General features: G+C 71.4%; 19 protein-coding genes. 15 read left to right on the forward strand and 4 right to left on the reverse strand.

The annotated features are described in order from the left end of the window. Nucleotides 1-208 precede the first annotated feature (208 nt). From ACZ418_RS33070 to ACZ418_RS33115, 10 genes are all read left to right on the forward strand, one after another. Nucleotides 209-1,210 carry an MCE family protein gene (locus ACZ418_RS33070; RefSeq protein WP_468370745.1) on the forward strand — a complete coding sequence of 334 codons (1,002 nt, stop codon included), beginning with the start codon at nucleotides 209-211 and terminating at the stop codon, nucleotides 1,208-1,210. Next, nucleotides 1,207-2,325: an MCE family protein gene (locus ACZ418_RS33075; RefSeq protein ID WP_468370511.1), complete on the forward strand. Its 1,119-nt coding sequence runs from the start codon at nucleotides 1,207-1,209 to the stop codon at nucleotides 2,323-2,325. The genes ACZ418_RS33070 and ACZ418_RS33075 overlap by 4 nt, the downstream gene beginning before the upstream one ends. Beyond that, complete coding sequence (locus tag ACZ418_RS33080) at nucleotides 2,322-3,605, forward strand: MCE family protein (RefSeq protein WP_468370514.1); 1,284 nt, start codon at nucleotides 2,322-2,324, stop codon at nucleotides 3,603-3,605. The genes ACZ418_RS33075 and ACZ418_RS33080 overlap by 4 nt, the downstream gene beginning before the upstream one ends. Further along, nucleotides 3,602-4,876 (forward strand): MCE family protein, encoded by a 1,275-nt coding sequence (locus ACZ418_RS33085; protein ID WP_468370517.1) that lies wholly within the window; start codon nucleotides 3,602-3,604, stop codon nucleotides 4,874-4,876. The genes ACZ418_RS33080 and ACZ418_RS33085 overlap by 4 nt, the downstream gene beginning before the upstream one ends. Then, on the forward strand, nucleotides 4,873-5,361 hold the full coding sequence (locus tag ACZ418_RS33090; RefSeq protein WP_468370519.1) for a hypothetical protein: 489 nt from the start codon (nucleotides 4,873-4,875) through the stop codon (nucleotides 5,359-5,361). Before ACZ418_RS33085 ends, ACZ418_RS33090 begins: the two co-directional genes overlap by 4 nt. A gap of 34 nt (nucleotides 5,362-5,395) precedes the next feature. Continuing rightward, nucleotides 5,396-6,154, forward strand: a complete 759-nt coding sequence (locus ACZ418_RS33095; protein WP_468370522.1) for a hypothetical protein — start codon at nucleotides 5,396-5,398, stop codon at nucleotides 6,152-6,154. Nucleotides 6,155-6,303: 149 nt separating this feature from the next. After that, nucleotides 6,304-7,143, forward strand: coding sequence for a TIM barrel protein (locus tag ACZ418_RS33100; protein ID WP_468370525.1), 840 nt, complete (start codon nucleotides 6,304-6,306; stop codon nucleotides 7,141-7,143). A 43-nt stretch (nucleotides 7,144-7,186) separates the two neighbouring features. After that, nucleotides 7,187-8,077, forward strand: coding sequence for a 2-hydroxy-3-oxopropionate reductase (locus tag ACZ418_RS33105; RefSeq protein WP_468370527.1), 891 nt, complete (start codon nucleotides 7,187-7,189; stop codon nucleotides 8,075-8,077). A gap of 161 nt (nucleotides 8,078-8,238) precedes the next feature. Continuing rightward, nucleotides 8,239-9,717, forward strand: a complete 1,479-nt coding sequence (locus ACZ418_RS33110) for a catalase (protein ID WP_468370530.1) — start codon at nucleotides 8,239-8,241, stop codon at nucleotides 9,715-9,717. Nucleotides 9,718-10,126: 409 nt separating this feature from the next. Next, nucleotides 10,127-10,357, forward strand: coding sequence for a hypothetical protein (locus tag ACZ418_RS33115; protein WP_468370533.1), 231 nt, complete (start codon nucleotides 10,127-10,129; stop codon nucleotides 10,355-10,357). 221 nt (nucleotides 10,358-10,578) lie between these two features. On the opposite strand, the gene gcl is transcribed toward ACZ418_RS33115, so the two are convergent. Next, nucleotides 10,579-12,366, reverse strand: coding sequence for a glyoxylate carboligase (gene gcl, locus ACZ418_RS33120; protein ID WP_468370537.1), 1,788 nt, complete (start codon nucleotides 12,364-12,366; stop codon nucleotides 10,579-10,581). 265 nt (nucleotides 12,367-12,631) lie between these two features. Between gcl and ACZ418_RS33125 the strand changes: the two genes are divergently transcribed. Next, complete coding sequence (locus ACZ418_RS33125) at nucleotides 12,632-13,405, forward strand: hypothetical protein (protein ID WP_468370540.1); 774 nt, start codon at nucleotides 12,632-12,634, stop codon at nucleotides 13,403-13,405. Between the two features lie 283 nt (nucleotides 13,406-13,688). Here ACZ418_RS33125 and ACZ418_RS33130 read toward each other — a convergent pair whose 3' ends face one another. Together ACZ418_RS33130 and ACZ418_RS33135 are read right to left on the reverse strand one after the other, a co-directional pair. Further along, nucleotides 13,689-15,278, reverse strand: a complete 1,590-nt coding sequence (locus tag ACZ418_RS33130) for an AMP-binding protein (protein WP_468370542.1) — start codon at nucleotides 15,276-15,278, stop codon at nucleotides 13,689-13,691. After that, nucleotides 15,275-16,948 carry an AMP-binding protein gene (locus tag ACZ418_RS33135; protein ID WP_468370544.1) on the reverse strand — a complete coding sequence of 558 codons (1,674 nt, stop codon included), beginning with the start codon at nucleotides 16,946-16,948 and terminating at the stop codon, nucleotides 15,275-15,277. Before ACZ418_RS33135 ends, ACZ418_RS33130 begins: the two co-directional genes overlap by 4 nt. Before the next feature lie 187 nt (nucleotides 16,949-17,135). Here ACZ418_RS33135 and ACZ418_RS33140 point away from each other — a divergent pair, with 187 nt between their 5' ends. The 3 genes from ACZ418_RS33140 (at nucleotide 17,136) to ACZ418_RS33150 (ending at nucleotide 21,927) form a co-directional block, all read left to right on the forward strand. Beyond that, nucleotides 17,136-17,966, forward strand: coding sequence for a helix-turn-helix transcriptional regulator (locus tag ACZ418_RS33140; protein ID WP_468370546.1), 831 nt, complete (start codon nucleotides 17,136-17,138; stop codon nucleotides 17,964-17,966). A gap of 151 nt (nucleotides 17,967-18,117) precedes the next feature. Continuing rightward, complete coding sequence (locus ACZ418_RS33145) at nucleotides 18,118-20,931, forward strand: ATP-binding protein (RefSeq protein ID WP_468370549.1); 2,814 nt, start codon at nucleotides 18,118-18,120, stop codon at nucleotides 20,929-20,931. Between the two features lie 204 nt (nucleotides 20,932-21,135). Then, nucleotides 21,136-21,927 carry a S1 family peptidase gene (locus tag ACZ418_RS33150; RefSeq protein ID WP_468370551.1) on the forward strand — a complete coding sequence of 264 codons (792 nt, stop codon included), beginning with the start codon at nucleotides 21,136-21,138 and terminating at the stop codon, nucleotides 21,925-21,927. Between the two features lie 135 nt (nucleotides 21,928-22,062). Here the strand turns inward: ACZ418_RS33150 and ACZ418_RS33155 are convergent, their stop codons facing one another. Then, nucleotides 22,063-22,236, reverse strand: coding sequence for a tautomerase family protein (locus ACZ418_RS33155; RefSeq protein WP_468370554.1), 174 nt, complete (start codon nucleotides 22,234-22,236; stop codon nucleotides 22,063-22,065). Nucleotides 22,237-22,447: 211 nt separating this feature from the next. Here ACZ418_RS33155 and ACZ418_RS33160 point away from each other — a divergent pair, with 211 nt between their 5' ends. Continuing rightward, nucleotides 22,448-23,602 carry a magnesium and cobalt transport protein CorA gene (locus tag ACZ418_RS33160; protein WP_468370557.1) on the forward strand — a complete coding sequence of 385 codons (1,155 nt, stop codon included), beginning with the start codon at nucleotides 22,448-22,450 and terminating at the stop codon, nucleotides 23,600-23,602. Nucleotides 23,603-23,655 lie beyond the last annotated feature (53 nt).

Genomic DNA, 23,655 nt, shown 5'->3' on the forward strand with positions numbered 1-23,655 from the left:
CCAGCCCCTGGTGAAGGTACGGGTCCTGCCCCCGAAACTGCCGAGGCTCCTGCCCCGGCTGCCCAAGCGCAAGACCCGCCCCCAGCCCCTGGTGAAAGTGCGGGTCCTGCCCCCGAAACTGCCGAGGCTCCTGCCCCGGCTGCCCAAGCGCAAGACCCGCCCCCAGCCCCTGGTGAAGGTACGTGTCCTGCCGCCGAAACTGCCCAGGATCCGGCTGCGGCGCCCTCGGCTGAAGCCCTTCCGTGAGCGGAACCCGGTCGTCGTCGGCGCCGTCGGTCTCACCGTCCTCGCGCTGCTCACGGTCGCCGCCTTCAACGCCGACAGCCTGCCGCTGATCGGCGGCGGCGACACCTACAGCGCGGCCTTCTCGGAGGCGGGCGGGCTCAAGCCGGGCGACGAGGTGCGGATCGCGGGAGTCAAGGTCGGCAAGGTCGAGGACGTCGGCCTGGACGGCGACCATGTCAAGGTCACCTTCAAGGTGAAGGGCCACCCGGCGTTCGGCACCGACACGGGCGCGTCGATCCGGGTCAAGACGATCCTCGGCGCGAAGTATCTGGCCCTCTCCCCCAAGGGGCCCGGGCAGTTGAAGCCGGGCAGTGAGATCCCGATCGGGCGGACGGTGTCGGCGTACGACGTCGTCCAGGCCTTCAGCGACCTCACGACCACCACCGAGGAGGTCGACACGGACCGGCTCGCGAAGGCGCTGGACACGATCTCCGTCACCTTCCAGGACTCGCCCGCGGAGGTGCGGGCGTCCATCAGGGGACTGTCGCGGATCTCCCGGACCGTCGCCTCCCGCGACAAGGCACTGCGCGGGCTCCTCGACCACGCGAACGGAGTCACCAAGGTGCTGGCCGACCACACGAAGGACTTCTCGGCGCTGGTGAAGGACGGCGACGCGCTCTTCAAGGAGATCGGCCGGCGACGCACGGCGATCCACGACCTGCTCAAGAGTTCCGCCGTGCTGGGCATCGAGCTGTCCGGCCTGGTCGACGACAACAGCAAGGACATCGGGCCCGCCCTGAAGAACCTCGACACCTTCGTGAAGATGCTCGAACGCAACCAGGCGAGCCTGGACCGCAGCGTCCGGCTCCTCGCCCCCTACGTGCGTCTCTTCACCAACACCCTCGGCAACGGCCGCTGGTTCGACTCCTATGTGCAGAACCTGGTCGCCGCCCCGGTCACCCCACGGACGGGAGGCACCCGATGACCCGCAGACTCCTGGCCCTGTTCACCGCGCTCGCGGTCGTCACGGGCCTCGCCGTCCTCCTGTGGCCCGGCCCGGACCCCGTCCGGGTCACGGCGTACTTCCCGCGCACCGTCGGCATCTACCCCGGCTCCGACGTCCGCGTGCTCGGTGTCCGCATCGGCGAGGTCAGGAAGATCACGCCGGAGGGCGGCCGGGTACGGGTGGAGCTGGAGTACGACCGGGGCCGCAAGGTCCCCGCGAACGCACAGGCCGCCATCGTCAACTCCTCGGTGGTCAGCGACCGTTACGTGCAGCTGCTGCCGGTGTACCGGAAGGGACCCGTGCTGCGGAACGGCGACGTCATCCCCGAGTCCCGGACGGCCGTCCCCGTCGAGCTGGACCGGATCTTCGACAGCCTGCACACCACCGCCGAGGCGCTCGGCCCGGACGGCGCCAACAAGAAGGGCTCGCTGTCCCGGCTGCTCGGGGTGAGCGCCGACAACCTCCAGGGCCAGGGGAAGAACCTGAACCAGACGGTCGAGGACCTCTCCCAGGCGGTCACCACGCTGTCCGACGGACGCGGCGACCTGTTCGGGACCGTGCGGAACCTGCAGGTGTTCACGGCCGCACTCGCGGCGGACGACACCAGCGTGCGGTCGTTCGACACCGACCTCGCCGACGTGGCCGGGCAGCTGGCCGGGGAGCGCAAGGATCTCGCGGCCGCGCTGAAGTACCTGGCCGCCGCCCTCGGCGACGTCAACGGCTTTGTGAAGGGCAACAAGAAGGCGCTGACCTCGGACGTACGGGGCCTGGCCAAGGTCACCAAGGTGCTCGTCACCCAACGGGCCGCACTGGAGGAGCTGTTGACCGTCGCGCCCACCGGCCTGTCGAACCTGCAGAACGCCTACAACCCCGTGGCCGGCACCCTCGACACCCGCAACAACGCCCAGACCTCCCAGGACCCGGCGTCCCTGCTCTGCTCGATCCTGCGGACGACCGGGGACGAGGGCGGCAAGAACCCCGACTGCACGGACCTGAGGAAACTCTTCGACTCCCTGCCCGAGGTGCCGTCGGCCCCGGCGGTGACGGGCACCGTCGACAAGACCCTCGGCGGAATCCTGGGGGCACGGGCATGAGCGTGCAGCGCTTGGGGCGGGTGGCCGCCTGGACGGCGGTCGGCTCACTGCTGCTGACCGGCTGCGAGTTCAACGGCTGGTACGACGTCCCGCTTCCCGGCGGCGCCGCCTCGGACGGCCACGCCTACCACGTCACCGTCGAGTTCCGGGACGTACTGGACCTGGTGCCGCAGTCGGCGGTGAAGGTGAACAACGTCACCGTGGGCACGGTCGAGAAGGTGGAGCTGGACGGCTGGCACGCACGCGTGCGGCTCAGGATCGCCGACTCGGTGAAGCTGCCCGGCAACGCGGTCGCCGATCTGCGGCAGACCAGCATGCTCGGCGAGAAGTACGTGGCCCTGTCCGCGCCGACGGGCACGCCACCCGTCGGACGGCTCCGCGACGGCGACCGCATCCCGCTCTCCCGCAGCGGCCGCAACGCGGAGGTCGAGGAGGTGCTGTCGGCTCTGTCCGCGCTGCTCAACGGCGGCGGGGTGGCCCAGTTGAAGACGATCACCGTGGAGCTGAACCAGGCCCTGAACGGCCGTGAGGACCGGGTCAGGTCGCTGCTGAAGCAGCTCGACACCTTCCTCGGCGGCCTCGACGACCAGCGGAGCGAGATCGTGCGCGCGCTCAAGGGCGTCGACCGGCTCGCCAAGCGGCTGAAGAAGGAGAAGAAGACGATCGCCGTGGCCGTCGACACCATGCCGCCGGCCCTGAAGGCCCTCGCCGACCAGCGCCGCGACCTGACGAAGATGCTCACCGCACTGTCCCGGCTCGGCACGACCGGCACCAAGGTGGTGAACGCCTCCCACGCCGACACGGTCGCCGACCTGAAGAGTCTCCAGCCCATCCTGCAGCAGCTGAACAAGGCGGGCGACGACCTGCCCAACTCGCTCGAGCTGCTGACCACATATCCGTTCCCGCGCAACGCCACGGACGCGGTCAAGGGCGACTACGTCAATCTGCGGATCACCGCCGATCTCGACCTGGCGGGCATCTACGGCAACCTCACCGGCAAGCCGGGCAGGGGCGGGAAGTCCCCGGCCCCCGGGACCCCGCGTCTTCCGGGTGTCCCCACGCCGGCCCCCCTGCCGTCCCTGCCGGCCACTCCGTCCCTCCCGTCCACCCCGTCCGTGCCCTCCGCACCCGCCGTGCCCTCGAAGCCCTCCGACGGCAGCACCCTGCTGTGTCCGCCGGTGTGCACCGCGGGCTACGACACGGGGGACGGCTCACGTCGCCTCCCACCCGGGATCGACCTCGGCCTGGCCGAGCTGATGCTGAAGGGGATACTGCCGTGATCACACGTACGGTCAGGGCCCAGCTGCTCGCCTTCGCGACCGTCACCGCCCTCGGGGTGTCGTACGTCGGCGCCCGGTACACCGGCCTGGTGGACGACGTGCTGCACCGTGGATACACCGTGCGCGCCGACTTCGCCGAGTCCGGGGGCGTGTTCCCCGGCGCGGAGGTCACCTACCGCGGGGTGCCGGTGGGCCGCGTGGGCGACCTGCGGCTGAACGGGTCCGGGGTCTCGGTGGCACTGAAGATCGAGGACGGTGCCCCGAGGATCCCGGCCGACACGCTCGCGGTGATCGCCGACCGTTCGGCGGTGGGCGAGCAGTACGTCGACCTCCAGCCGCGCGGGTCGGGCGGGCCGTACCTCATCGACGGCAGCCCGATCCCACGCAGCCGCACCCGGACCCCGCTGCCGGTCACCGACCTGGTCCTCAGCCTCGACCGGCTGGTCAACTCGGTCGGCAAGGACGATCTGCGGGTCACCGTCGACGAGCTCGGCAAGGCGTTCGCCGGTACCGGGCCGAACCTGAGCCGTCTGGTCGACTCCGGCAACTCCCTGGTGGAGTCGGCGTCCGCATCGCTCCCGCAGACGGTCTCGCTGATCGAGGACTCCCGGAAGGTGCTCAAGACCCAGGCCGACCAGGGCTCGGCCATCAAGTCGTTCTCCCGTGATCTGGCCACGCTCACCGAACAGCTGAAGTCGAGCGACGGGGATCTGCGCCGGCTGATCGGCAATACGGCGCCCGCCACACAGGAGCTCGACTCCCTGCTGAGGTCCACCCGGCCGCAGGTGCCGGTCCTGCTGGCCAACCTCATCAGCGGCGGCCAGATCACCGTGGCCCGGCTGCCCGGCGTCGAGCAGGCCCTGGTCACGCTCCCGCTCACCGTGGCGGGCAGCTACACGGTGATCCCCGGCGACGGCACCACCCACTTCGGGCTGACCGTGAACGCCGACGACCCGCCCGCCTGCACCCAGGGCTACGGCACCCAGCGCCGCGACCCGGCCGACACCGGCACCCGCGCGGCGAACACCCACGCGCGCTGCACGGCGCCGCGCGGGAGCAAGACCTCGGTGCGCGGTGCGCAGAACGCCCCCGGCGCGACGACCGGTGCGGACGGCGCGGACCAGGCCGCGTTCGTGGCCCCGTACGACCCGGAGACCGGCACCCTGACCGGCCCGGACGGAGCGCCCGTCGAGATCGGCTCGACGGGCGGCGAACAGACCGTATTCGGAAAGGAGTCGTGGCAATGGCTGCTCGTGGGACCGATGGCATGACAGGGGGGCGCATGCGGCTGCTGTCGGCAGGCCTTGTCGCCGCGACCGTGCTGACGACCGTGCTGTCCGTCTGGCTGGGCCTGAAGCTGGCCGACCAGCGCGGGGCGGAACAGCGCCGCCAGGAGGTCCTGGCGGCGGCCCGCCAGTCGGCGCTCAACTTCACCTCGCTCGACTACCGGCACTACGACCGGGACAGCCGCAACGTGCTGAAGGGTGCCACCGGCGACTTCAAGAAGCAGTTCGCGGCGCAGACAGCCCAGTTGACGAAGCTGGTCGCGCAGAACAAGTCGGTGTCCGAGGGGCAGGTGCTGGATGCGGGCATCGTGCGGTCCGACGCGCGCTCGGCGCGCGTACTGGTCGTGGCCGACAGCAAGGTGACCAACACCGCCGCGCCCGAGGGCCAGGCGCGCACCTACCGGCTCCAGCTCGACCTCGTGCGGGTCGGCGGCCGCTGGCTGACCTCCGACGTCACGTTCGTGGGCTGACCCGCCGGTGCGGCCATCAGTGAGGAGAGAGACCATGGCGAACCCGACCCGAACGCGCGGCAGCGGCTCCCCGGCCCGCCGTACCCTGACCGCGGCCGCCCGGGCGGCGGCCAAGCGCGCCGGGCGGCCGGAGCGCGCTGCCCGCCGGGAGGAGGAGGAGGCTTCCCCCGGGCGCACGCTGCTCATCGATCCCCCGGCGGACGGCTGGGTGGACCCGCCGGAGCCCGAGTCGTCCGACTCACCCGAGTCGTCCGAGAACGATCCGGAGCAGAGCGCTCCGCCGCGCCGGGTCGCGCGGCGCGTGCTCATCGCGGTCCTGGGCGTCGTCCTCGTGGCCGCCCTGGTCGTGGCCGGCGTACTCGGCTGGCGGTACCGGGAGGGGCGGCAGGCGGAGCAGGCCCGCGGCGAGGCCCTCGCGGCCGCGCAGAAGGCGGCGCCGGCCGTGCTGTCGTACGACTACCGGCACCTGGACCGCGACTTCGCCCGGGCCCGTGCCCTGCTGACCGGGCACTTCCGCGACCAGTACGGCAGGACCACGAAAACGGTGGTCGCGCCGACCGCGACGAAGTACCACGGCGTGGTGAAGGCAACCGTGGCCACCCCCGCCGACGGCGGCGCCCCCGCGGCCTCCGTGGTGTCGGCGACACCGGACAGGGCCGTCGTCCTGCTCTTCGTCAACCAGGTGACCGAGAGCACCCAGGTCCCGCAGCCCCGGCTGGACCTGAACCGGGTGCGGATGACGCTCACCCGTACCTCCGACGGCTGGAAGGTGAGCGGCGTCGACGCCCTCTGACCAGGCCTTCACTTGTGCCCCCGCGCGATCGCGCGGGGGCACTTTTTCGTGGGCTCTCTTGACAGTCCTCCCGACTCACAGGCAGGCTTTCCATACAGCAGAAATGAACTTCCGCAATACGGAATAACAGGGAAGGGAGCGCCGTCCCCGTGGGATTCGCAGACCAGCGCTTCAACGTCAACCTGTCGATCCTCTTCACGGAACTCCCGCTCCTGGAGCGCCCCGCGGCCGCCGCCGCGGCGGGCTTCACGGCGGTCGAGCTGTGGTGGCCCTGGGTCGACTCCCCCACCCCCGAGCAGTCCGAGCTCGACGCCCTGAAGAAGGCGATCGAGGACGCGGGCGTCCGGCTCACGGGGCTGAACTTCTACGCCGGACAGCTGCCGGGCCCGGACCGCGGCACCCTGTCGGTCCCGGGCGAGGAGTCGGAGAAGTTCCGCGCCAACATCGACGTGGCCGCCGGCTTCGCCGCCTCCCTCGGCTGCAAGGCGCTCAACGCCCTGTACGGCAACCGCGTCGAGGGCGTGGACCCGGCGGAGCAGGACGCGCTCGCCCTGGAGAACCTCGCCCTCGCGGCCCGGGCGGCCGACCGGATCGGCGCGACCTTGCTGATCGAGACGCTGAACCGGCCGGAGTCGCCGCTGTACCCGCTGGTGAGCGCGCCCGCCGCCATCGAGGTCGTGGACAAGGTCAACGAGGCGACGGGGCTCGGGAACGCCAGGTTCCTGATGGACCTGTACCACCTGTCCATGAACGGCGAGGACCTGCCGGCGGTCATCGAGCAGTACGCGGCGAAGACCGGCCACGTGCAGATCGCGGACAACCCCGGCCGCGGCGCCCCCGGGACGGGTTCGCTCGCGCTGGAGGAGCTGCTCGACCAGCTGAGGAAGGCCGGTTACGACGGCTGGGTCGGCCTGGAGTACAAGCCGGGCGACCGCCCGAGCGCCGAGGGCTTCGAGTGGCTTCCGCGCGAAGCCCGTGCGGCGCGCTGAACACCCATGACTTTGCAAGGCAGTTGAGAGAGGCACCCCTGACATGAGCACTCTTCCCAAGATCGCCTGGATCGGCCTCGGCATCATGGGCTCCCCCATGTCCGAGAACCTGATCAAGGCGGGTTACGACGTCACCGGCTACACCCTGGAGCAGGACAAGCTGGACCGCCTGGCCGCCGCCGGCGGCACCGCTGCCGGCTCCATCGCCGAGGCCGTGCGCGACGCCGACGTGGTGATCACCATGGTCCCCGCGTCCCCGCAGGTCGAGGCCATCGCCTACGGCCCCGAGGGCATCCTGGAGAACGCGAAGCAGGGCGCCCTGCTGATCGACATGTCCTCGATCACCCCGCAGACCTCCGTCGACCTGGCCGCCGCCGCCAAGGACAAGGGCATCCGGGTGCTGGACGCCCCGGTGTCCGGCGGTGAGGCCGGCGCCGTCGAGGCCGTGCTGTCGATCATGGTCGGCGGTGAGCAGGCCGACTTCGACCAGGCCGAGCCGATCTTCGAGGCGCTCGGCAAGACCATCGTGCTGTGCGGCCCGCACGGCTCGGGTCAGACCGTCAAGGCGGCCAACCAGCTGATCGTCGCCGTCAACATCCAGGCGTGCGCCGAGGCCGTGGTCTTCCTGGAGAAGTCGGGCGTGGACCTCGCGGCCGCGCTGGACGTCCTCAACGGCGGTCTGGCGGGCTCCACCGTGCTGACGCGGAAGAAGGACAACTTCCTGAACCGCGACTTCAAGCCGGGCTTCCGTATCGACCTGCACCACAAGGACATGGGCATCGTCACCGACGCCGCCCGCACCGTCGGCGCCGCGCTGCCGGTCGGTGCCGTGGTCGCCCAGCTGGTCGCCTCGCTGCGCGCCCAGGGCGACGGCGGCCTGGACCACTCGGCCCTGCTGCGCGCGGTCGAGCGCCTCTCCGGCGCTCAGCTGTAGAGACTTCCGGGCCGCGGCGCCGCTGACACCTGTCCTGTCGCGCCCAGGCGGTGCCGCGGCCCGGAATCGACTTCAACAAACTGTTGACGCTCAGTTCCACCAACTTTTAGGCTCCACAAAGCGGAAACAGATTTCCGCTGCCACCGCACGGAAGGTCCACGATGTCGAAGCGCGTGCTCACGGCGCGAACTCTCACCACGGAGTCCGGCGCCCCGGTCGCAGACAACCAGAATTCCGCCTCGGCCGGCGTAGGCGGCCCGCTCCTGATCCAGGACCAGCACCTCCTGGAGAAGCTCGCGCGCTTCAACCGCGAGCGCATCCCGGAGCGCGTGGTGCACGCCCGTGGCTCCGGCGCGTACGGCCACTTCGAGGTGACGGACGACGTCACCGGCTTCACCCACGCCGACTTCCTGAGCGAGATCGGCAAGCGCACCGAGGTGTTCGTGCGCTTCTCCACGGTCGCCGACTCCCTCGGCGGCGCGGACGCCGTCCGTGACCCGCGCGGCTTCGCGGTGAAGTTCTACACCGCGGAGGGCAACTACGACCTCGTCGGCAACAACACCCCGGTGTTCTTCATCAAGGACCCGATCAAATTCCCCGACTTCATCCACTCGCAGAAGCGCGACCCGTTCACGGGCCGTCAGGAGCCGGACAACGTCTGGGACTTCTGGGCGCACGCCCCCGAGGCCACGCACCAGGTGACCTGGCTGATGGGCGACCGCGGCATCCCGGCGTCGTACCGGCACATGAACGGCTACGGCTCGCACACCTACCAGTGGACGAACGCCCGGGGCGAGGCCTTCTTCGTCAAGTACCACTTCAAGACGAACCAGGGCATCCGCTCGCTGAGCAGCGAGCAGGCCGCGGAGCTCGCGGGCAAGGACCCGAACTCCCACCAGACGGACCTGCTGCAGGCGATCGAGCGCGGCGTGCACCCGTCGTGGACCCTGTACGTCCAGCTGATGCCGGCGGCCGAGGCGGCGGACTACCGCTTCAACCCGTTCGACCTGACCAAGGTGTGGCCGCACAAGGACTACCCGCTGCAGCGTGTGGGCCGCCTGGTGCTGGACCGCAACCCGGACAACGTCTTCGCCGAGGTCGAGCAGGCCGCCTTCTCCCCGAACAACTTCGTGCCCGGCATCGGCCCCTCCCCCGACAAGATGCTCCAGGGCCGCCTGTTCGCCTACGCGGACGCGCACCGCTACCGCCTCGGTGTCAACCACACCCTGCTGCCGGTCAACTCCCCGAAGGCGGTCCCGGGCGGCGCCCGGAACTACGGCCGCGACGGCTACATGGCGTTCAACGCGCAGGGCCGCGGCGCCAAGAACTACGAGCCGAACTCCTACGACGGCCCGGTGGAGACCGGCCGCCCGCTGTCGGCGCCGCTGGCGGTGTCGGGCCACACGGGCAACCACTCCGCCCCGCTGCACACCAAGGACGACGACTTCTACCAGGCGGGCGAGTTGTACCGCCTGATGTCCGAGGAGGAGAGGTCCCGCCTCGTCGCGAACATCGCCGGCAGCCTCTCGCAGGTCTCCCGCGACGACGTGATCGAGAAGAACCTGACCCACTTCCACGCCGCCGACCCGGAGTACGGCAAGCGCGTGGAGGAGGCGGTCCGCGCGCTGCGCGAGGACTGAGGCGGGCGATCCGCAAGCAGCGTACGGGATCTGACGGGAGGTCAGAATCCCCGCACGCGGCCCGCGCGGCACGCCGTACGGCCCGGATGAGGGGTGGTCGTACGGCGGTGGGCGCGGGCAGGGCGCGGACCGTGGCGGCGTGCGAGCCAGTGCGGTGGTGAAGGACCGGGTCCCCTTCTCGACCAGAGGGAAGGGCCCCCGGCTCCGTCGCACGCCCCCACGGTCCCACCCAGCCCCCTCCGACGGGGGCCACCCCCTCCGTCCGGCGGCGCGAACGACCTGTCGCGCCCAGCCTCGCGCCGCCGGACGGTCACCATACGGACACGAAGCGCTCCCCCGGTCAGGGGGAGCGCTTCGTGCTGTCCGGGCCCGGCGTGCGGGTCCGCCGTATCCGCCGCACGCTGAACACATGGGCAATGCGCAGTTCCCGCACATCGTGGTGCACTCCCCCGCCCTGGACGGGTCGCGGCGGGTCACCGAGGGAGACGTGACACTGGGGATCGCCTCGCATCTGGACGATGTCGTGGAGATCCTGCGGCTGGCCGATCTGGACCGGATCGAGGTCGAGGAGAGCGATCTCATCGAGTGGCAGGGCGGCGGGCCCGACGACTGGCCCGGGCTGTCGGAGCACGAGCTGTAGCGGCTGGGCGTACGACAGCGGTCGTAGCCGGGCCACGCCATCCTCAAATGAACCTCTGAAGACAGGGCTGGAGGCTTCAACCGCCCCCGCGGTAGGGCAGATTACGTGCACCAGGGGCCCGCCGGCACGGGGGCGGCGGGCCCGCTGCGGGGAGCCACGGGGGACGCGAAAGGGCGGCCCGTCCTTCCGGACGGGCCGCCCTCGCTGCTGTGCCTGGGGGATCAGACCTTCAGCGGCTTGATCGACGTCGGCGCGTGGCCCGGCTCGGTGGCCAGGTCCTCGAACTCGGAGATGTCACTGATGTCCATGGTGCGGCTCATCGAGATGTTGGTGATCCGCTCCAGGATCGCCTCGACGACGACCGGCACCCGGTACTCCGCGGCCAGCTTCTTCGCCTGCTCGAAGGCGGCGCCCAGCTGGTCCGGCTCGGTGACCCGGATCGCCTTGCAGCCCAGGCCCTCGGCGACCTTGACGTGGTCGACGCCGTAGACGCCGATCTCCGGAGTGTTGATGTTCTCAAACTCCAGGTTGACCTGGAAGTTGATGTCCAGGCCGATCTGCGCCTGCCGGATCAGGCCCAGGTAGGCGTTGTTCACCAGCACATGGACGTACGGGATCCTGTGCTGGGCGGCGACCGCCAGCTCCTCGATCAGGAACTGGAAGTCGTAGTCGCCGGACAGTGCGACGACCGGGGACTCCGGGTCGGCCTTGGCGACGCCGATCGCGGCCGGGATGGTCCAGCCCAGCGGGCCGGCCTGGCCGCAGTTGATCCAGTGGCGCGGCTTGTAGACGTGCAGCATCTGCGCGCCGGCGATCTGGGAGAGGCCGATGGTGGTGACGTACCGGGTGTCCGGGCCGAAGGCCTTGTTCATCTCCTCGTACACGCGCTGCGGCTTCATGGGCACGTTGTCGAAGTGCGTACGGCGCAGCAGGGTCGCCTTGCGCTCCTGCGTCGAGGCGACCCAGTCGGCGCGGTCGGGGAGCCTGCCCGCCGCCTTCAGCTCCTTCGCCACCTCGACGAACAGCTCCAGCGCCACCTTCGCGTCGGAGACGACACCGTAGTCCGGCGGGAAGATCTTGCCGATCTGGGTGGGCTCGATGTCGACGTGGACGAACTTGCGCTCGCCACGGTAGACGTCGAGCTTGTAGCCGGTGTGGCGGTTGGCCCAGCGGTTGCCGATACCGAGGACGAAGTCCGACTCCAGGAAGTTGGCGTTGCCGTAGCGGTGCGAGGTCTGCACGCCGACCATGCCGGCGTTCAGCTCGTGGTCGTCGGGCAGCGCGCCCCAGCCCATCAGGGTGGGGATGACCGGGGTCCGGGTCAGCTCGGCGAACTCGACCAGCAGATCGGCGGCGTCGGCGCCGATGATGCCGCCGCCGGCCACGATGACCGGGCGCTCCGACTCCAGAAGAAAGGTGATCGCCTTCTCGATCTGGGCGCGGGTCGCGGCCGGCTTGTAGACGGGCAGCGGCTCGTACGTCTCCGGGTCGAACTCGATCTCGGTGAGCTGGACGTCGATCGGCAGATCGATCAGGACCGGGCCGGGACGGCCGGAGCGCATCAGGTGGAAGGCCTGCTGGAAGACGCCGGGGACCTGCGCGGCCTCCAGGACGGTGACCGCCATCTTCGTCACCGGCTTGGCGATCGAGGCGATGTCGACGGCCTGGAAGTCCTCCTTGTGGATCACATGGGTGGGCGCCTGGCCCGTGATGCACAGGATCGGGACGGAGTCGCCGATGGCCGAGTACAGGCCGGTGATCATGTCGGTGCCGGCCGGGCCTGAGGTGCCGATGCAGACGCCGATGTTGCCCGGCCTGGTGCGGGTGTACCCCTCGGCCATGTGCGAGGCGCCCTCGACGTGGCGGGCGAGGGTGTGGTTGATGCCGCCACCCTCCTTGAGGGCTTTGTAGAAGGGGTTGATCGCCGCGCCCGGCACACCGAAGGCGTCGGTGACGCCCTCGCGCTTGAGGATCTCAACTGCCGCGCGGGCAGCGGTCATACGAGCCATCGAGTACTCCTGCTTCGGCTTCTCGGATGCGTACTCCCGTCGCGCCCCGCGGTGAGCACAGTCTCCAGATTGTCGAACTACCGCGAGCATCTTCCGTATCGCGGAATTTAACTTCTACTATCTGGAATCAATGTAGAAGTGCGCGCCAACCGTCGTCAAGAGAGGGCGAGACATGGCAAGCACCGGACAAGCGGGGAGGCGGAGGAGGACGATGGGAGCCGCTGTCCCGACGCGACGGTTCCGACGTGACGCCTGGGGGTGGGCCATGCCCGAGAGCGTGCCGGTACGCTGCCCGGCCTGTCGGCGCGAGCACGTCTACACCGCGCCGTCGTATCCGTGCGCGTGCGGCGCGCCCACCGCCCCGCGGCTGGATCCGGCCGCCGAACCGGCTGTGGCGGCCCACCGGGCCTGGGACGACGAGTGGATCTCCGTTCCGTGCACCGCCTGCGGGCGTCCGGGCCAGTGGCCGCAGCCGGAACTGGGATGCGCGTGCGGCACGGTCCTGCGCATCCCGGTGGCGACGACGCCTCCGGCGGACACCGGCATGCCGGCGGCGACGGCCGGCAGATCCCCGGCGGACAGCGATATGCCGTCGGCGGTGGCCACGGGATCCCTCGCCCACCGCCCCGCCTTCCAGCCGCGCGCCATCCGCACCGCCCGCGACGCCGTCACCGTCGCCGGGCTCTATCTGCGCTGGCTCGGCTACCGGGACATCCGCCGCGCCGACCAGCGGCCCCCGAACGGCATCGGGCTCGCCGCGCACGGACTCCTCGCCCAGGTGGACCCGACCGTGCGCCCGGCGGCGCCGCGGGACGTGGAATGCCTGTGGCTGACGGCGATGACGGAGTCCGCGGACTGTGTGTACTTCTCCCTCGCGGGCTACACCGCCGACGCCCGGGCCCGCGCGGACACCCTGAGTGTCCCCCTCTTCGCCCTGGACCTCGCGGGCGTCCCGCAGCCGGTGAACGACGCGGCCGACGCCCTGAACGAGGTGGGCGCGCCGGGCGGTCAGCCATGGACGCGGCGGCGCCCGCAGTAGTGCACGGTGACGGCGCGCAAGTCGGCCGCGAGGACGGGGAGGCGCGGCCGCCCAGGATGGGAAATCCATCTCGGCCAGGTCTCGCCCCACGGCCGCACCAGTCCCAGCGTCAGCCAGGCCGGCCCTCCCGGGCGAGCGAGAGCAGGGGCGGGAGCAGCGTGTCGTACTCGCTGTCACCGAGCCCCGGCGGCGCCCGCGGAGCCGGCCGGCCGCGTCCAGCCGCACGGCGAACCCGTCTCCTCCGTGCGCGGGAGACGGGCTCACCGCCCGTACGGAGAGAAACTCACGCCCCGTACGTCTCGCGCAGTTCGACCTTGCGCACCTTTCCGGACACCGTCATCGGGAAGGAGTCGAGGAGCTGCAGCCGGCTGGGGATCTTGTAGTGCGCGAGCCGGCCCCGGCAGAAGGCGCGCAGTTCCTCCAGGGTGAGCGGGTCGGCCGCGTCGTGCGGGATCACACAGGCCAGGACCTCCTCGCCGTACGCCTCGTGCGGCACTCCGACGACCTGGACGTCCCTGATCTTCGGGTGGGCGTAGAGGAACTCCTCGATCTCGCGCGGGTAGATGTTCTCGCCGCCCCGGATGATCATGTCCTTGATCCGGCCGACGATCTCGACGTACCCGTCCTCGCGCATCACCGCCAGGTCCCCGGTGTGCATCCAGCGGCCCGCGTCCACGGCCTCGGCGGTCTTCTCGGGCTCGTTCCAGTAGCCGAGCATCACGCTGTAGCCGCGGGTGCACAACTCCCCTGCCGCGCCACGCGGTCGGGTGACGCCGGTGGCCGGGTCGACGACCTTGACCTCCAGGTGCGGCAGCACGCGGCCGACGGTGCCCGTGCGGTGCTCCAGGTCGTCGTCCCGGCGGGTCTGCAGGGACACCGGGGAGGTCTCGGTCATGCCGTAGCAGATGGAGACCTCCGCCATGTGCATCTCGGCGACGACCCGCTTCATGACCTCCACCGGGCAGGGCGAGCCCGCCATGATGCCGGTGCGCAGCGTCGAGAGGTCGTACGTGGCGAAGTCGGGGAGGTTCAGCTCGGCGATGAACATGGTCGGCACGCCGTACAGGGACGTACAGCGCTCCTGCTGCACCGCCTCCAGGGTGGCCTTCGGCTCGAAGGACGGGGCCGGGATGACCATGCAGGCGCCGTGCGAGGTGGCCGCCAGGTTGCCCATCACCATGCCGAAGCAGTGGTAGAAGGGCACCGGTATGCAGATCCGGTCCTGCTCGCTGTAGGCGATCAACTCCCCCACGAAATAACCGTTGTTGAGGATGTTGTGGTGGGACAGGGTGGCGCCCTTCGGGAAACCGGTGGTCCCGGAGGTGTACTGGATGTTGATCGGGTCGTCGCAGGACAGTTCCTCGTACGGAGCGTCACCGGTGCCCCGCCCGAGCAGTTCCTCCCAGCTCGGGTCGCCGATGTACACGACCTCGCGCAGCGCCGGGCACCTGCCGCGCACCTCCTCGACCATCGTGCGGTAGTCGCTGCTCTTGTGGCTCAGGGAGGCGAACAGCAGGCAGATCCCCGCCTGGTTGAGAACGTACTCGACCTCGTGGGTGCGGTAGGCCGGGTTGATGTTCACCATGATCGCGCCGATGCGGGCGGTGGCGTACTGGACCAGGACCCACTCCGGGCAGTTGACCGCCCAGATGCCCACCCGGTCGCCCTTGACGACTCCGCTCGCGACCAGCGCCTGCGCCAGCTCCTCGACGGCCGCGCCGAATTCGGCGTACGTCCAGCGCCGCCCCGACGGCACGTCGACCAGGGCCTCGCGGTCCGGCCAAGCGGCCACGGCCCGGTCGAGGTTGGCGCCGATGGTGTCCCCGAGCAGGGCGGTCGGGCTCGTCCCGTGCGTGTACGACAGTCCGGTCACCGGAAGTCCTCCTCGCGGTACTCGTTCTGAGAGCCCTGGGCCGTCGCCTCGCGCAGCTCGATCCGGCGGATCTTGCCGGAGACGGTCTTGGGCAGCGCGCCGAACTCCAGCCGGCGGATGCGCTTGTAGGGGGCGAGCACCTGGCGGGAGTGCTCGAAGATCACCTTCGCGGTGTCCGGTCCGGGCTCGAAGCCCTCGGCGAGCACGACGTAGGCCTTCGGCACCGCGAGCCGCAGCTCGTCCGGCGCGGGCACCACGGCGGCCTCGGCCACCGCCTCGTGCTCCAGCAGCGCGCTCTCCAGCTCGAACGGGCTGATCTTGTAGTCACTGGCCTTGAAGACGTCGTCCGCGCGGCCGACGTAGGTCAGATAGCCGTCCTCGTCGCGGGAGGCGATGTCCCCGGTGCGGTAGTAGCCGCCCGCCATGGCCTCCGCCGTGCGGTCCGGGTCGCCGTGGTAGCCGGTCATCAGGCCGACCGGACGTTCGGAGAGGTCGAGGGCGATCTCGCCCTCGGTGGCGCCGGGCGCGCCGGAGACCGGGTCGAGGAGCTCGACCCGGTAGCCGGGACTCGGGCGGCCCATGGAACCGGTCTTCAGCAGCTGGCCGGGGCTGTTGGAGACCTGCACGGCCGTCTCGGTCTGCCCGAAGCCGTCCCGGATGGTCACGCCCCAGGCTCGCCGGACCTGTTCGATGACCTCGGGGTTGAGCGGCTCTCCGGCGGCCACCACCTCGCGGGGCGGGGTGGCGAGGAGGCTCAGGTCGGCCTGGATGAGCATGCGCCACACGGTCGGCGGGGCGCAGAAGGTGGTGACCGCGGCCCGGTCCATCTCGGCCATCAGGCGCGCCGCGTCGAACCGTGTGTAGTTGAAGAGGAAGACGGTCGCCTCGGCGTTCCACGGCGCGAACAGATTGGACCAGGCGTGCTTGGCCCAGCCCGGCGAGGAGATGTTCAGGTGCACGTCACCGGGTTTCAGGCCGATCCAGTACATGGTGGCCAGATGCCCGATCGGGTACGAGGTCTGGGTGTGCTCGACCAGCTTGGGGCGGGCGGTCGTACCGGAGGTGAAGTAGAGCATCAGGGGGTCGTCGGCCAGGGTGGGGCCGTCGGGGAGGAACTCGGCGGGGGCGGTGTACGCGTCCTCGTACGGCTCCCAGCCCTCCTGCGGCGGGCCGCCGACGGTGATCCGGGTGTAGTCGCCGGGCACCTCGGCGAACTTCGCGGCGTCCTCGGCCCGTACGATCACGTGCTTCACCCGGCCCCGGTCCACCCGGTCGCGCAGATCGGCCGGACCGAGCAGCGGGGTGGCGGGGATGACCACCGCGCGCAGCTTCATCGCGGCCAGCGCGGTCTCCCACAGCTCGGCCTGGTTGCCGAGCATGACCAGGATCCGGTCCTCGGCGGCGACACCCCGCGCCCGCAGATGGTTGGCGACCCGGTTCGACCGCTCGGACATCTCGGCGAAGGACAGCCGGGTCTCCCCGCCGTCCTCCTCGACGATGTGCAGCGCGGTCCGGTCGTTGCCGGCGGCGATCGCATCGAACCAGTCCAGCGCCCAGTTGAACTGCGCGGGCCGCGGCCAGGCGAAGCCGTCGTAGGCGGCCGCATAGTCCTCTCGGTGCGCCAGCAGAAAGTCCCGGGCCTTGCGGAACGACTCGGTCGCCGTCGTCATCACACACTCCTTGCGCTGTGGGTCGTTCACCTCGGGCGCTCGCGGCATGAGCCCGCGGCCTGCTCCGCCCTGCGGCTCACTCCCGCTGTTCCGGACCATTGCCGGGCGGCTCTCTGGCATCGTCTAATCCGTGATGCAGGTCTCACTACCCCCGAACGGGGGTGGGGACGGCAGAAGGGGCGGACACGTGACGGCAGACGCGGCGGGAACGGTGGAGATCGGCAGCGCACTGGTCCGGCTGCGGCGTGCCACTGGGCTGCCCGTCGCCTTCGGCGGCCTGGTCGAGTCCGGCCGGCCGCAGATCCGGATCAGCGAGCTGAGCGGGACGACCACGGCCGCCCTGCGCTCGCTCGCGGTGACCTCCGGCAACGGGCTCGGCGGCAAGGCGGTGGCGCTGGCCCGGCCGTGCGCGGTGACGGACTACTCCAGCTCCCGGCAGATCAGCCACGAGTACGACGTCCCGGTGGCCGCGGAGGGCATCCGCTCGGTCGTCGCGGTACCGGTGGTGGTACGGCGCCGGGTGCGCGGCGTGCTCTACGGCGCGCTGCGCTCGGCCCAGCCCCTCGGCGACCGCACACTGGGCGCGGCCATGGGCGTCGCCCGGGACGTGGAGCAGGCGCTGGTGGTGCGGGACGAGGCGCGGGGGCTGCTGGTGGCGGCCCGGCCGGAGCCCGCCGGTGGCGACCGGGGGGCCGCGTGGGAACAGGTGCGCGAGGCGCATGCGGCGCTGCGGGCCCTGGCCCCCCGGATCACCGATCCGGAGCTGCGGGCCGAACTGCTGGCGGCCTGCGGACTGCTGACGGCGCCGGCACGGGCCGACGGCGTGACCCTGGCGCCACGCGAGCTGGACGTGCTGTCCTGGGTGGCGGCGGGAGCGACCAACGCGGCCGTGGCCGAGCGGCTGGGACTGCGTGCGGAGACGGTGAAGGGCTATCTGCGCTCGGCGATGCGGAAGCTGGGCGCGCACACCCGGGGGGAGGCGGTGACCGCGGCCCGCAGGGCGGGGCTGCTGCCGTGAAGCGGGCAGTTGGGAAACCTTTCCATTCAAGCGGCGCTGCCCTGAATTTCCTCATGCTTGACCGTTTGTTATTTCCCTCACCACAGCCTCCGTCCGAATTTCAAGGATCGTTGCCTAGAATTTGGCCCGGACACGACACACGAGGGGAGCGGTGACCGTGCGACGGGACTTCCAGGAGCCTGCCAGCTGCCGCCCCGACCTGGTCATCGGCCGCGAGGAGTTGTTCGCCGGCGCCCGTGACCAACTCGCCTCGGGCGGCAGCGTGCTGCTCCACGGTCCCGCCGGAATAGGGAAATCCACCGTCCTGCGGGCATTGGCCGAGGAATACGGCGCCACCGCCCGCACCGTCCTGCGCTGCTCCGCCACCGAGTCCGAATCACATCTCCCCTTCCTGGCCCTCGCCGACCTCTTCGGCCTGGTCCTCGACGACGTCGCCCCCGGGCTGCCCGTCGCCCAGCGCACCGCCCTGGAGTCGGCGCTCACCGGCCGGGGCGAGTCCAGCCTCCAGCGCGACGGACTCGCCCTGCGCCTCGCGGTGCTCTCCGCGTTGCGCGCACTGGCCGCGCACGGCGGTGTCCTCGTCGTCGCCGACGACCTGCAGTGGCTGGACCCGGCCAGCGCCGAACTGCTCGGCTTCGCCGCCCGCCGGCTGGAGGGCACCCCGGTGCAGCTGCTGTGCGCGGTACGCACCGAGGGCCAGGAGAGCCAGGAGTACGACCGGCATCTGCGCGCCTGCCCGCCGGGCACCCTCGCGGTCCGGCTCGGCCCGCTGTCCCGCGCCCAGGTCGCCCAGCTCCTCGACCACCGCGGCCACGGCGCCCTGCCCCGCTCCACCGTCCGCGAGATCCACCGCACCAGCGCCGGCAACCCGCTGTTCGCCCTGGAACTCGGCCGCGCCCTCGCCGACAGCCCCACCCCGCCCAGGCCGGGCGAGCCGCTGCCGGTGCCGACCAGCCTGCGCGCCCTGGTGCTCAGCCGCCTGGACATGCTGTCGGTCGAGGCCCGCCGCACCCTGCTGGTGGCCAGTGCCGGCGCCCGCCCCACCCCGGCGCTGCTGCACGCCGCCGGCCGGGAGAACGCCGAGGCCGAGTGCGCCCAGGCCGCCGAACTCGGGCTGCTGGCCACCGAGCCCGACGCCCCCGCCGTACGGTTCGCGCACCCCCTGATATCGGCCGCGCTGTACGCGGAGGCGCCCGCGCACGAGCGGCGCGCCGCACACGCGGCCCTGTCCACGGCCGCCTCCGACCCGATCGAACGGGCCCGGCATCTGGCCCTCGCCACCACCGGCACCGACCCGGACGTCGCCGCCCGGCTCGCCGAGGCCGCCGCCCTCGCCCGGGACCGCGGCGCGCCCTCGGTCGCCGCCCACCTGGGGCTGCTCGCCGCCCGGCACACCCCCGCCGACGGGGCGCCCGGGCCGGAGGAGCGCCGGCTGCAGGCCGCCGAGGACGCGATCACCGCGGGCGAGATCGACCTGGCCCGGGACATCGCCCGCGAGGTGCTGTCCCGGGCGAGTGTGCCCGCCGAACGGGTGCGGGCCTGGATCATCGTCATCGACACCGCCGGCCACACCATGGCCGAGGTGGACGCCGTCTTCCCGCAGGCCCTCGCCGACGCCGGCGACGACCCCCGGCTGCTGGCGCTGGTGCACTATCAGCTGGCCTGGCGGGCACTGATCGTGGAGGGCGACTTCACCAGGGCCCGCGAGGCCGCCGCGCACGCCGCCGAGCTGGCCGCGCGCGGCAAGGACCGGCGCACCGAACTGCTCTCCCTCGCCTTCCAGGCCCAGACCGAGACCCTGATGGGCCACCCGGAGGCGCCCCGGACCATCGAACGTGCCCTGAAGGAGCCCCAGGACCCCCGGGTGGCCTGGCACCACAACGGCGCCGGCAGCGCCCGGTTCCGCTGGCTGGTCATGAGCGACCAGCTGACCGAGGCCCGGGCGACGGTCACCGCGCTGCTGCGCGAGGTGCGCCGGCGCGGCTCGGTGGAGAGCGAGGTGCACTTCCTGCGCGGCATCGCCGAGACCGAGCTGCGCGCCGGGCACTGCGGACGCGCCCTGGAGCTGGCCCGCGAGAGCCTGCGCCTGGCCCGGGACTCCGGGATCGGCGAGACCGCCTCGGCGATGCTCACCTCGCTCGCCGAGGCCTCCGGCGGGGACGTGGACCGGGCCCTCGCCCTCGCCCGGGAGGCGGTGGAGCACGCCGAGGAGGACGGCGACCAGATGTACCTCTCCCGGGCCCTGGGCGCGCTCGGGTACGCCCAGCTGGTGGCCGGGGACCCGGCGGGCACGGTCCGCTCGCTGCGCCGGGTGCGGACCCTGGAGCTGGGCCTCGGCATCACCGACCCGGCGCGCGGCCGCTGGCAGGGCGATCTCGCCGAGGCGCTGGTCCGGATCGGTGAACCGGCCGAGGCGCAGGACGTCATCGACGTCAGCCGCGAGCACGCACTGAGGCTCGGCCGGGAGAGCGTCCTCGCCGTCCTGGACCGCTCCGAGGCCCTGGTGCGGGCCGCCCGGGGCGAGCTGGAGGCGGCCATCGCCCAGCTGACGTCCGCTCAGGACCGGCTCGGCACACTCGGCTACGGGCTGGAGGAGGCGCGGGCCGCGTTCGCGCTCGCCCGGCTGCGCGGCAAGCGCTCCTCGGCGTACGACGAGGCCACCCGGATGTTCCGCCGCTGCCGGGCACTGCCCTGGCTACGCCAGGTGGACGAATCCCTCACCGCCCCCGAGCCGGAACCCGCGCGGGCCGTGCCGGGCGCCCTGGACGCGCTGGACGTGCTGGCCGCGATGGAACGTCAGGTCGCCGCGCTGGTCATGGAGGGCGCCACCAACCGGGAGATCGCCGCCCGGCTGTTCATCAGCGTCAAGACGGTGGAGGCGACCCTGACCCGGGTCTACCGCAAGCTGGGGATCCGGTCGCGGGTGGACATCGTCCGATTGGCGGCGGCTCGCCGCGCGAAGTGAGTACGCGGCCGGTTAACTGAACCGGACCGAGGGTTTTCCCTCACCCAACCCCCTAGGGGGTTCCCTCATTGGGAGCCGAGGGCGCCGGGTCCTAGCGTAAAAGGCGTGCCGCTCGCCCGGGCATACGGGGGTCGGTCCCGCGACCCCCGTGCAAACCCCCACACCCGTGCGATCCCCCACCGGTGCAATCCACTCAGGAGACTCATGTTCGGGCCCAGACGTGCAAGACAGGCCGCCGCGACCCTGGTGGCCGGCGCCGCCGCCGCGGCGACCGCGCTGCTCGCCTCCCCCACGGCGAGCGCCGCACCCCAGCCCGTCGTCGGCGGTACGACCACGACGACGACGGCGTACCCGTTCGTCATGCAGATCACCGACGCGTCCGGCAGCCAGTTCTGCGGCGGCACCCTGGTGTCCCCCACGAAGGTGGTGACGGCCGCGCACTGCATGGCCGGCGAGTGGGCGGGCAACGTCCGTGTGGTCGGCGGCCGGACCTATCTCAACGGCACCGACGGCACGGTCAGCAAGGTCAGCAAGATCTGGGTCAACCCGGACTACACGGATGCCATAAGCGGCCACGACGTGGCCGTACTGACTCTGTCGACGTCGATGCCGTACCAACCGGTGTCGTACGTCTCCTCCTCCCAGACGGGGGTGTACGCGGCCGGCACCACGGCCCGGATCCTCGGCTGGGGGAGCACCTCGGGGATCGGCAGCTCCTCCAACCAGCTGCGGACCGCGACCGTCCCGGTCGTGTCCGACTCCAGCTGCCGTTCCTCCTACGGTTCGGGCTTCGTCCAGTCCGACATGGTGTGCGCCGGATACTCCTCCGGCGGCGTAGACACCTGCCAGGGCGACAGCGGCGGTCCCCTGCTCATCGGGGGCGTCCTGGCAGGGATCACTTCCTGGGGCGAGGGGTGCGCGGAGGCGGGTCATCCGGGTGTGTACACCCGGCTGGCCACCTTCTCGGACCTGGTGACCGCGCAGGTCAACTCGTGACTGCGCAGGTCCACTCGTGACCCGGAAGAGAGACACCTGAGCACCCCTCAGGTAGATGCCAGGGGGGCGTTGCGAGCCACCACGAGCGGCCCGCAGCGCCCCCCTCTCCACGTTCACCCCCGTGGAACGCGGGGGCTACTTGTCGGCCGTGAGCCTCCCGGCCGCGCCCCAGCTGTCCGCCGGGACCTCGTGGATCCACACCTGGACGGTCTCCGCCGGGATCCGGTACGCGTCGCTCCCCCATGGCGGCCCGCCCGAAGTGCAACTCCTCGGCGACGGCGACGAACAACTGAGCCGGCGGAGTTCCATGCGCCGACTGCAGAAGCTGGTCCTCAGGGTCGTACGACCGTCCCGAAGCGGACGTCGTACGGCGTCTGCGGGTGCAGGACGCCGTTGACCGGGATCGCGGACACCTTCTGTCCGTAACTCTCACCCAACCCTGCACAGCGGCGCGCGCCGCTCGCGGCGGCCCGCCGATATCCTGCTCCTCCTGTCCCCCTGGGTTCCTACGAGGCGGCCGATGTCCGAGCGAGAGAACGGCAGGAACGGCGGAAACGGGCGCAGGTCCGGTTGGCGCCGCGCCCTCACCCAGCCCCAGTCCCCCCTTGCCGAGGCGCCCGCGCCCGCCCCCGCCGACACGGACGGCGCCGAGCCGGTGAGCATCGTCCAGGCGGCGCTGTACCGCGACGGCGTCCGCGTCTCGGCCCCCGCCACGCTCGCCGAGACCTACCGCGAGCTGCGCGAGCAGCCCTCGGGCATGGCCTGGATCGGCCTGGCCCGGCCCACCGGGGCCGATCTGCACTCGCTGGCCGCCGAGTTCGGGCTGCACCCGCTCGCGGTCGAGGACGCGATGGAGGCGCACCAGCGGCCCAAGCTGGAGCGGTACGGCGAGACGCTGTTCGTCGTGCTGCGTGCCGCCCGCTATCTGGACGCGCCGGAGGAGGTGGACTTCGGCGAGCTGCACGTGTTCGTCGGCCCGGACTTCGTCATCACGGTCCGGCACGGCGCGGCGCCGGACCTGTCGGCGGTCCGCCGCCGCATGGAGGACAGCCCGGACCTGCTCAAGCTCGGCCCGGAAGCGGTCCTGTACGCGATCCTCGACGCCGTCGTCGACGGCTACGCGCCGGTGGTCTCCGGTGTCCAGAACGACATCGACGAGATCGAGACCGAGGTGTTCCGCGGTGATCCCGAGGTCTCCCGGCGCATCTACGAACTCTCCCGCGAGATGGTGGAGTTCCAGCGCGCCACCCGCCCGCTGGTCGGCATGCTGCACGGGCTGATGGCCGGATTCGCCAAGTACGAGACCGACGAGGAACTCCAGCGCTATCTGCGGGACGTCGCCGACCACGTCACGCACATCAGCGAACGCGTCGACGGCTTCCGCCAGGCCCTCTCCGAGATTCTCACGGTCAACGCCACGCTGGTGACCCAGCAGCAGAACGCGGAGATGCGGGCGCTGGCGGAGGCGGGCTTCGAGCAGAACGAGGAGGTCAAGAAGATCTCCTCATGGGCGGCCATCCTCTTCGCTCCCACCCTCGTCGGCACGATCTACGGCATGAACTTCGACCACATGCCGGAGCTGCACCTGCTGTTCGGCTACCCGTTCGCCATCGGGCTGATGGGCGTGGTGTGTCTGACGCTGTACGTGGTCTTCAAGAAGCGGGACTGGCTGTAGCCGCCCGTCGAGGAGCGGGAATGACCGAGGCACCGGTGCCGGCCGGAAAACGC

The organism is Streptomyces sp. NPDC030820, from assembly GCF_055572075.1.

Bases quoted from the DNA above. Each gene is read 5' to 3' on its own strand.
- ACZ418_RS33090 (WP_468370519.1), top strand. From the start codon at position 4,873: ATGACAGGGGGGCGCATGCGGCTGCTGTCGGCAGGCCTTGTCGCCGCG.
- ACZ418_RS33095 (WP_468370522.1), top strand. From the start codon at position 5,396: ATGGCGAACCCGACCCGAACGCGCGGCAGCGGCTCCCCGGCCCGCCGT.
- ACZ418_RS33135 (WP_468370544.1), bottom strand. From the start codon at position 16,948: ATGACGACGGCGACCGAGTCGTTCCGCAAGGCCCGGGACTTTCTGCTG.
- ACZ418_RS33105 (WP_468370527.1), top strand. From the start codon at position 7,187: ATGAGCACTCTTCCCAAGATCGCCTGGATCGGCCTCGGCATCATGGGC.
- ACZ418_RS33155 (WP_468370554.1), bottom strand. From the start codon at position 22,236: ATGGAACTCCGCCGGCTCAGTTGTTCGTCGCCGTCGCCGAGGAGTTGC.
- ACZ418_RS33160 (WP_468370557.1), top strand. From the start codon at position 22,448: ATGTCCGAGCGAGAGAACGGCAGGAACGGCGGAAACGGGCGCAGGTCC.
- ACZ418_RS33110 (WP_468370530.1), top strand. From the start codon at position 8,239: ATGTCGAAGCGCGTGCTCACGGCGCGAACTCTCACCACGGAGTCCGGC.
- gcl (WP_468370537.1), bottom strand. From the start codon at position 12,366: ATGGCTCGTATGACCGCTGCCCGCGCGGCAGTTGAGATCCTCAAGCGC.
- ACZ418_RS33150 (WP_468370551.1), top strand. From the start codon at position 21,136: ATGTTCGGGCCCAGACGTGCAAGACAGGCCGCCGCGACCCTGGTGGCC.
- ACZ418_RS33080 (WP_468370514.1), top strand. From the start codon at position 2,322: ATGAGCGTGCAGCGCTTGGGGCGGGTGGCCGCCTGGACGGCGGTCGGC.
- ACZ418_RS33115 (WP_468370533.1), top strand. From the start codon at position 10,127: ATGGGCAATGCGCAGTTCCCGCACATCGTGGTGCACTCCCCCGCCCTG.
- ACZ418_RS33125 (WP_468370540.1), top strand. From the start codon at position 12,632: ATGCCCGAGAGCGTGCCGGTACGCTGCCCGGCCTGTCGGCGCGAGCAC.
- ACZ418_RS33075 (WP_468370511.1), top strand. From the start codon at position 1,207: ATGACCCGCAGACTCCTGGCCCTGTTCACCGCGCTCGCGGTCGTCACG.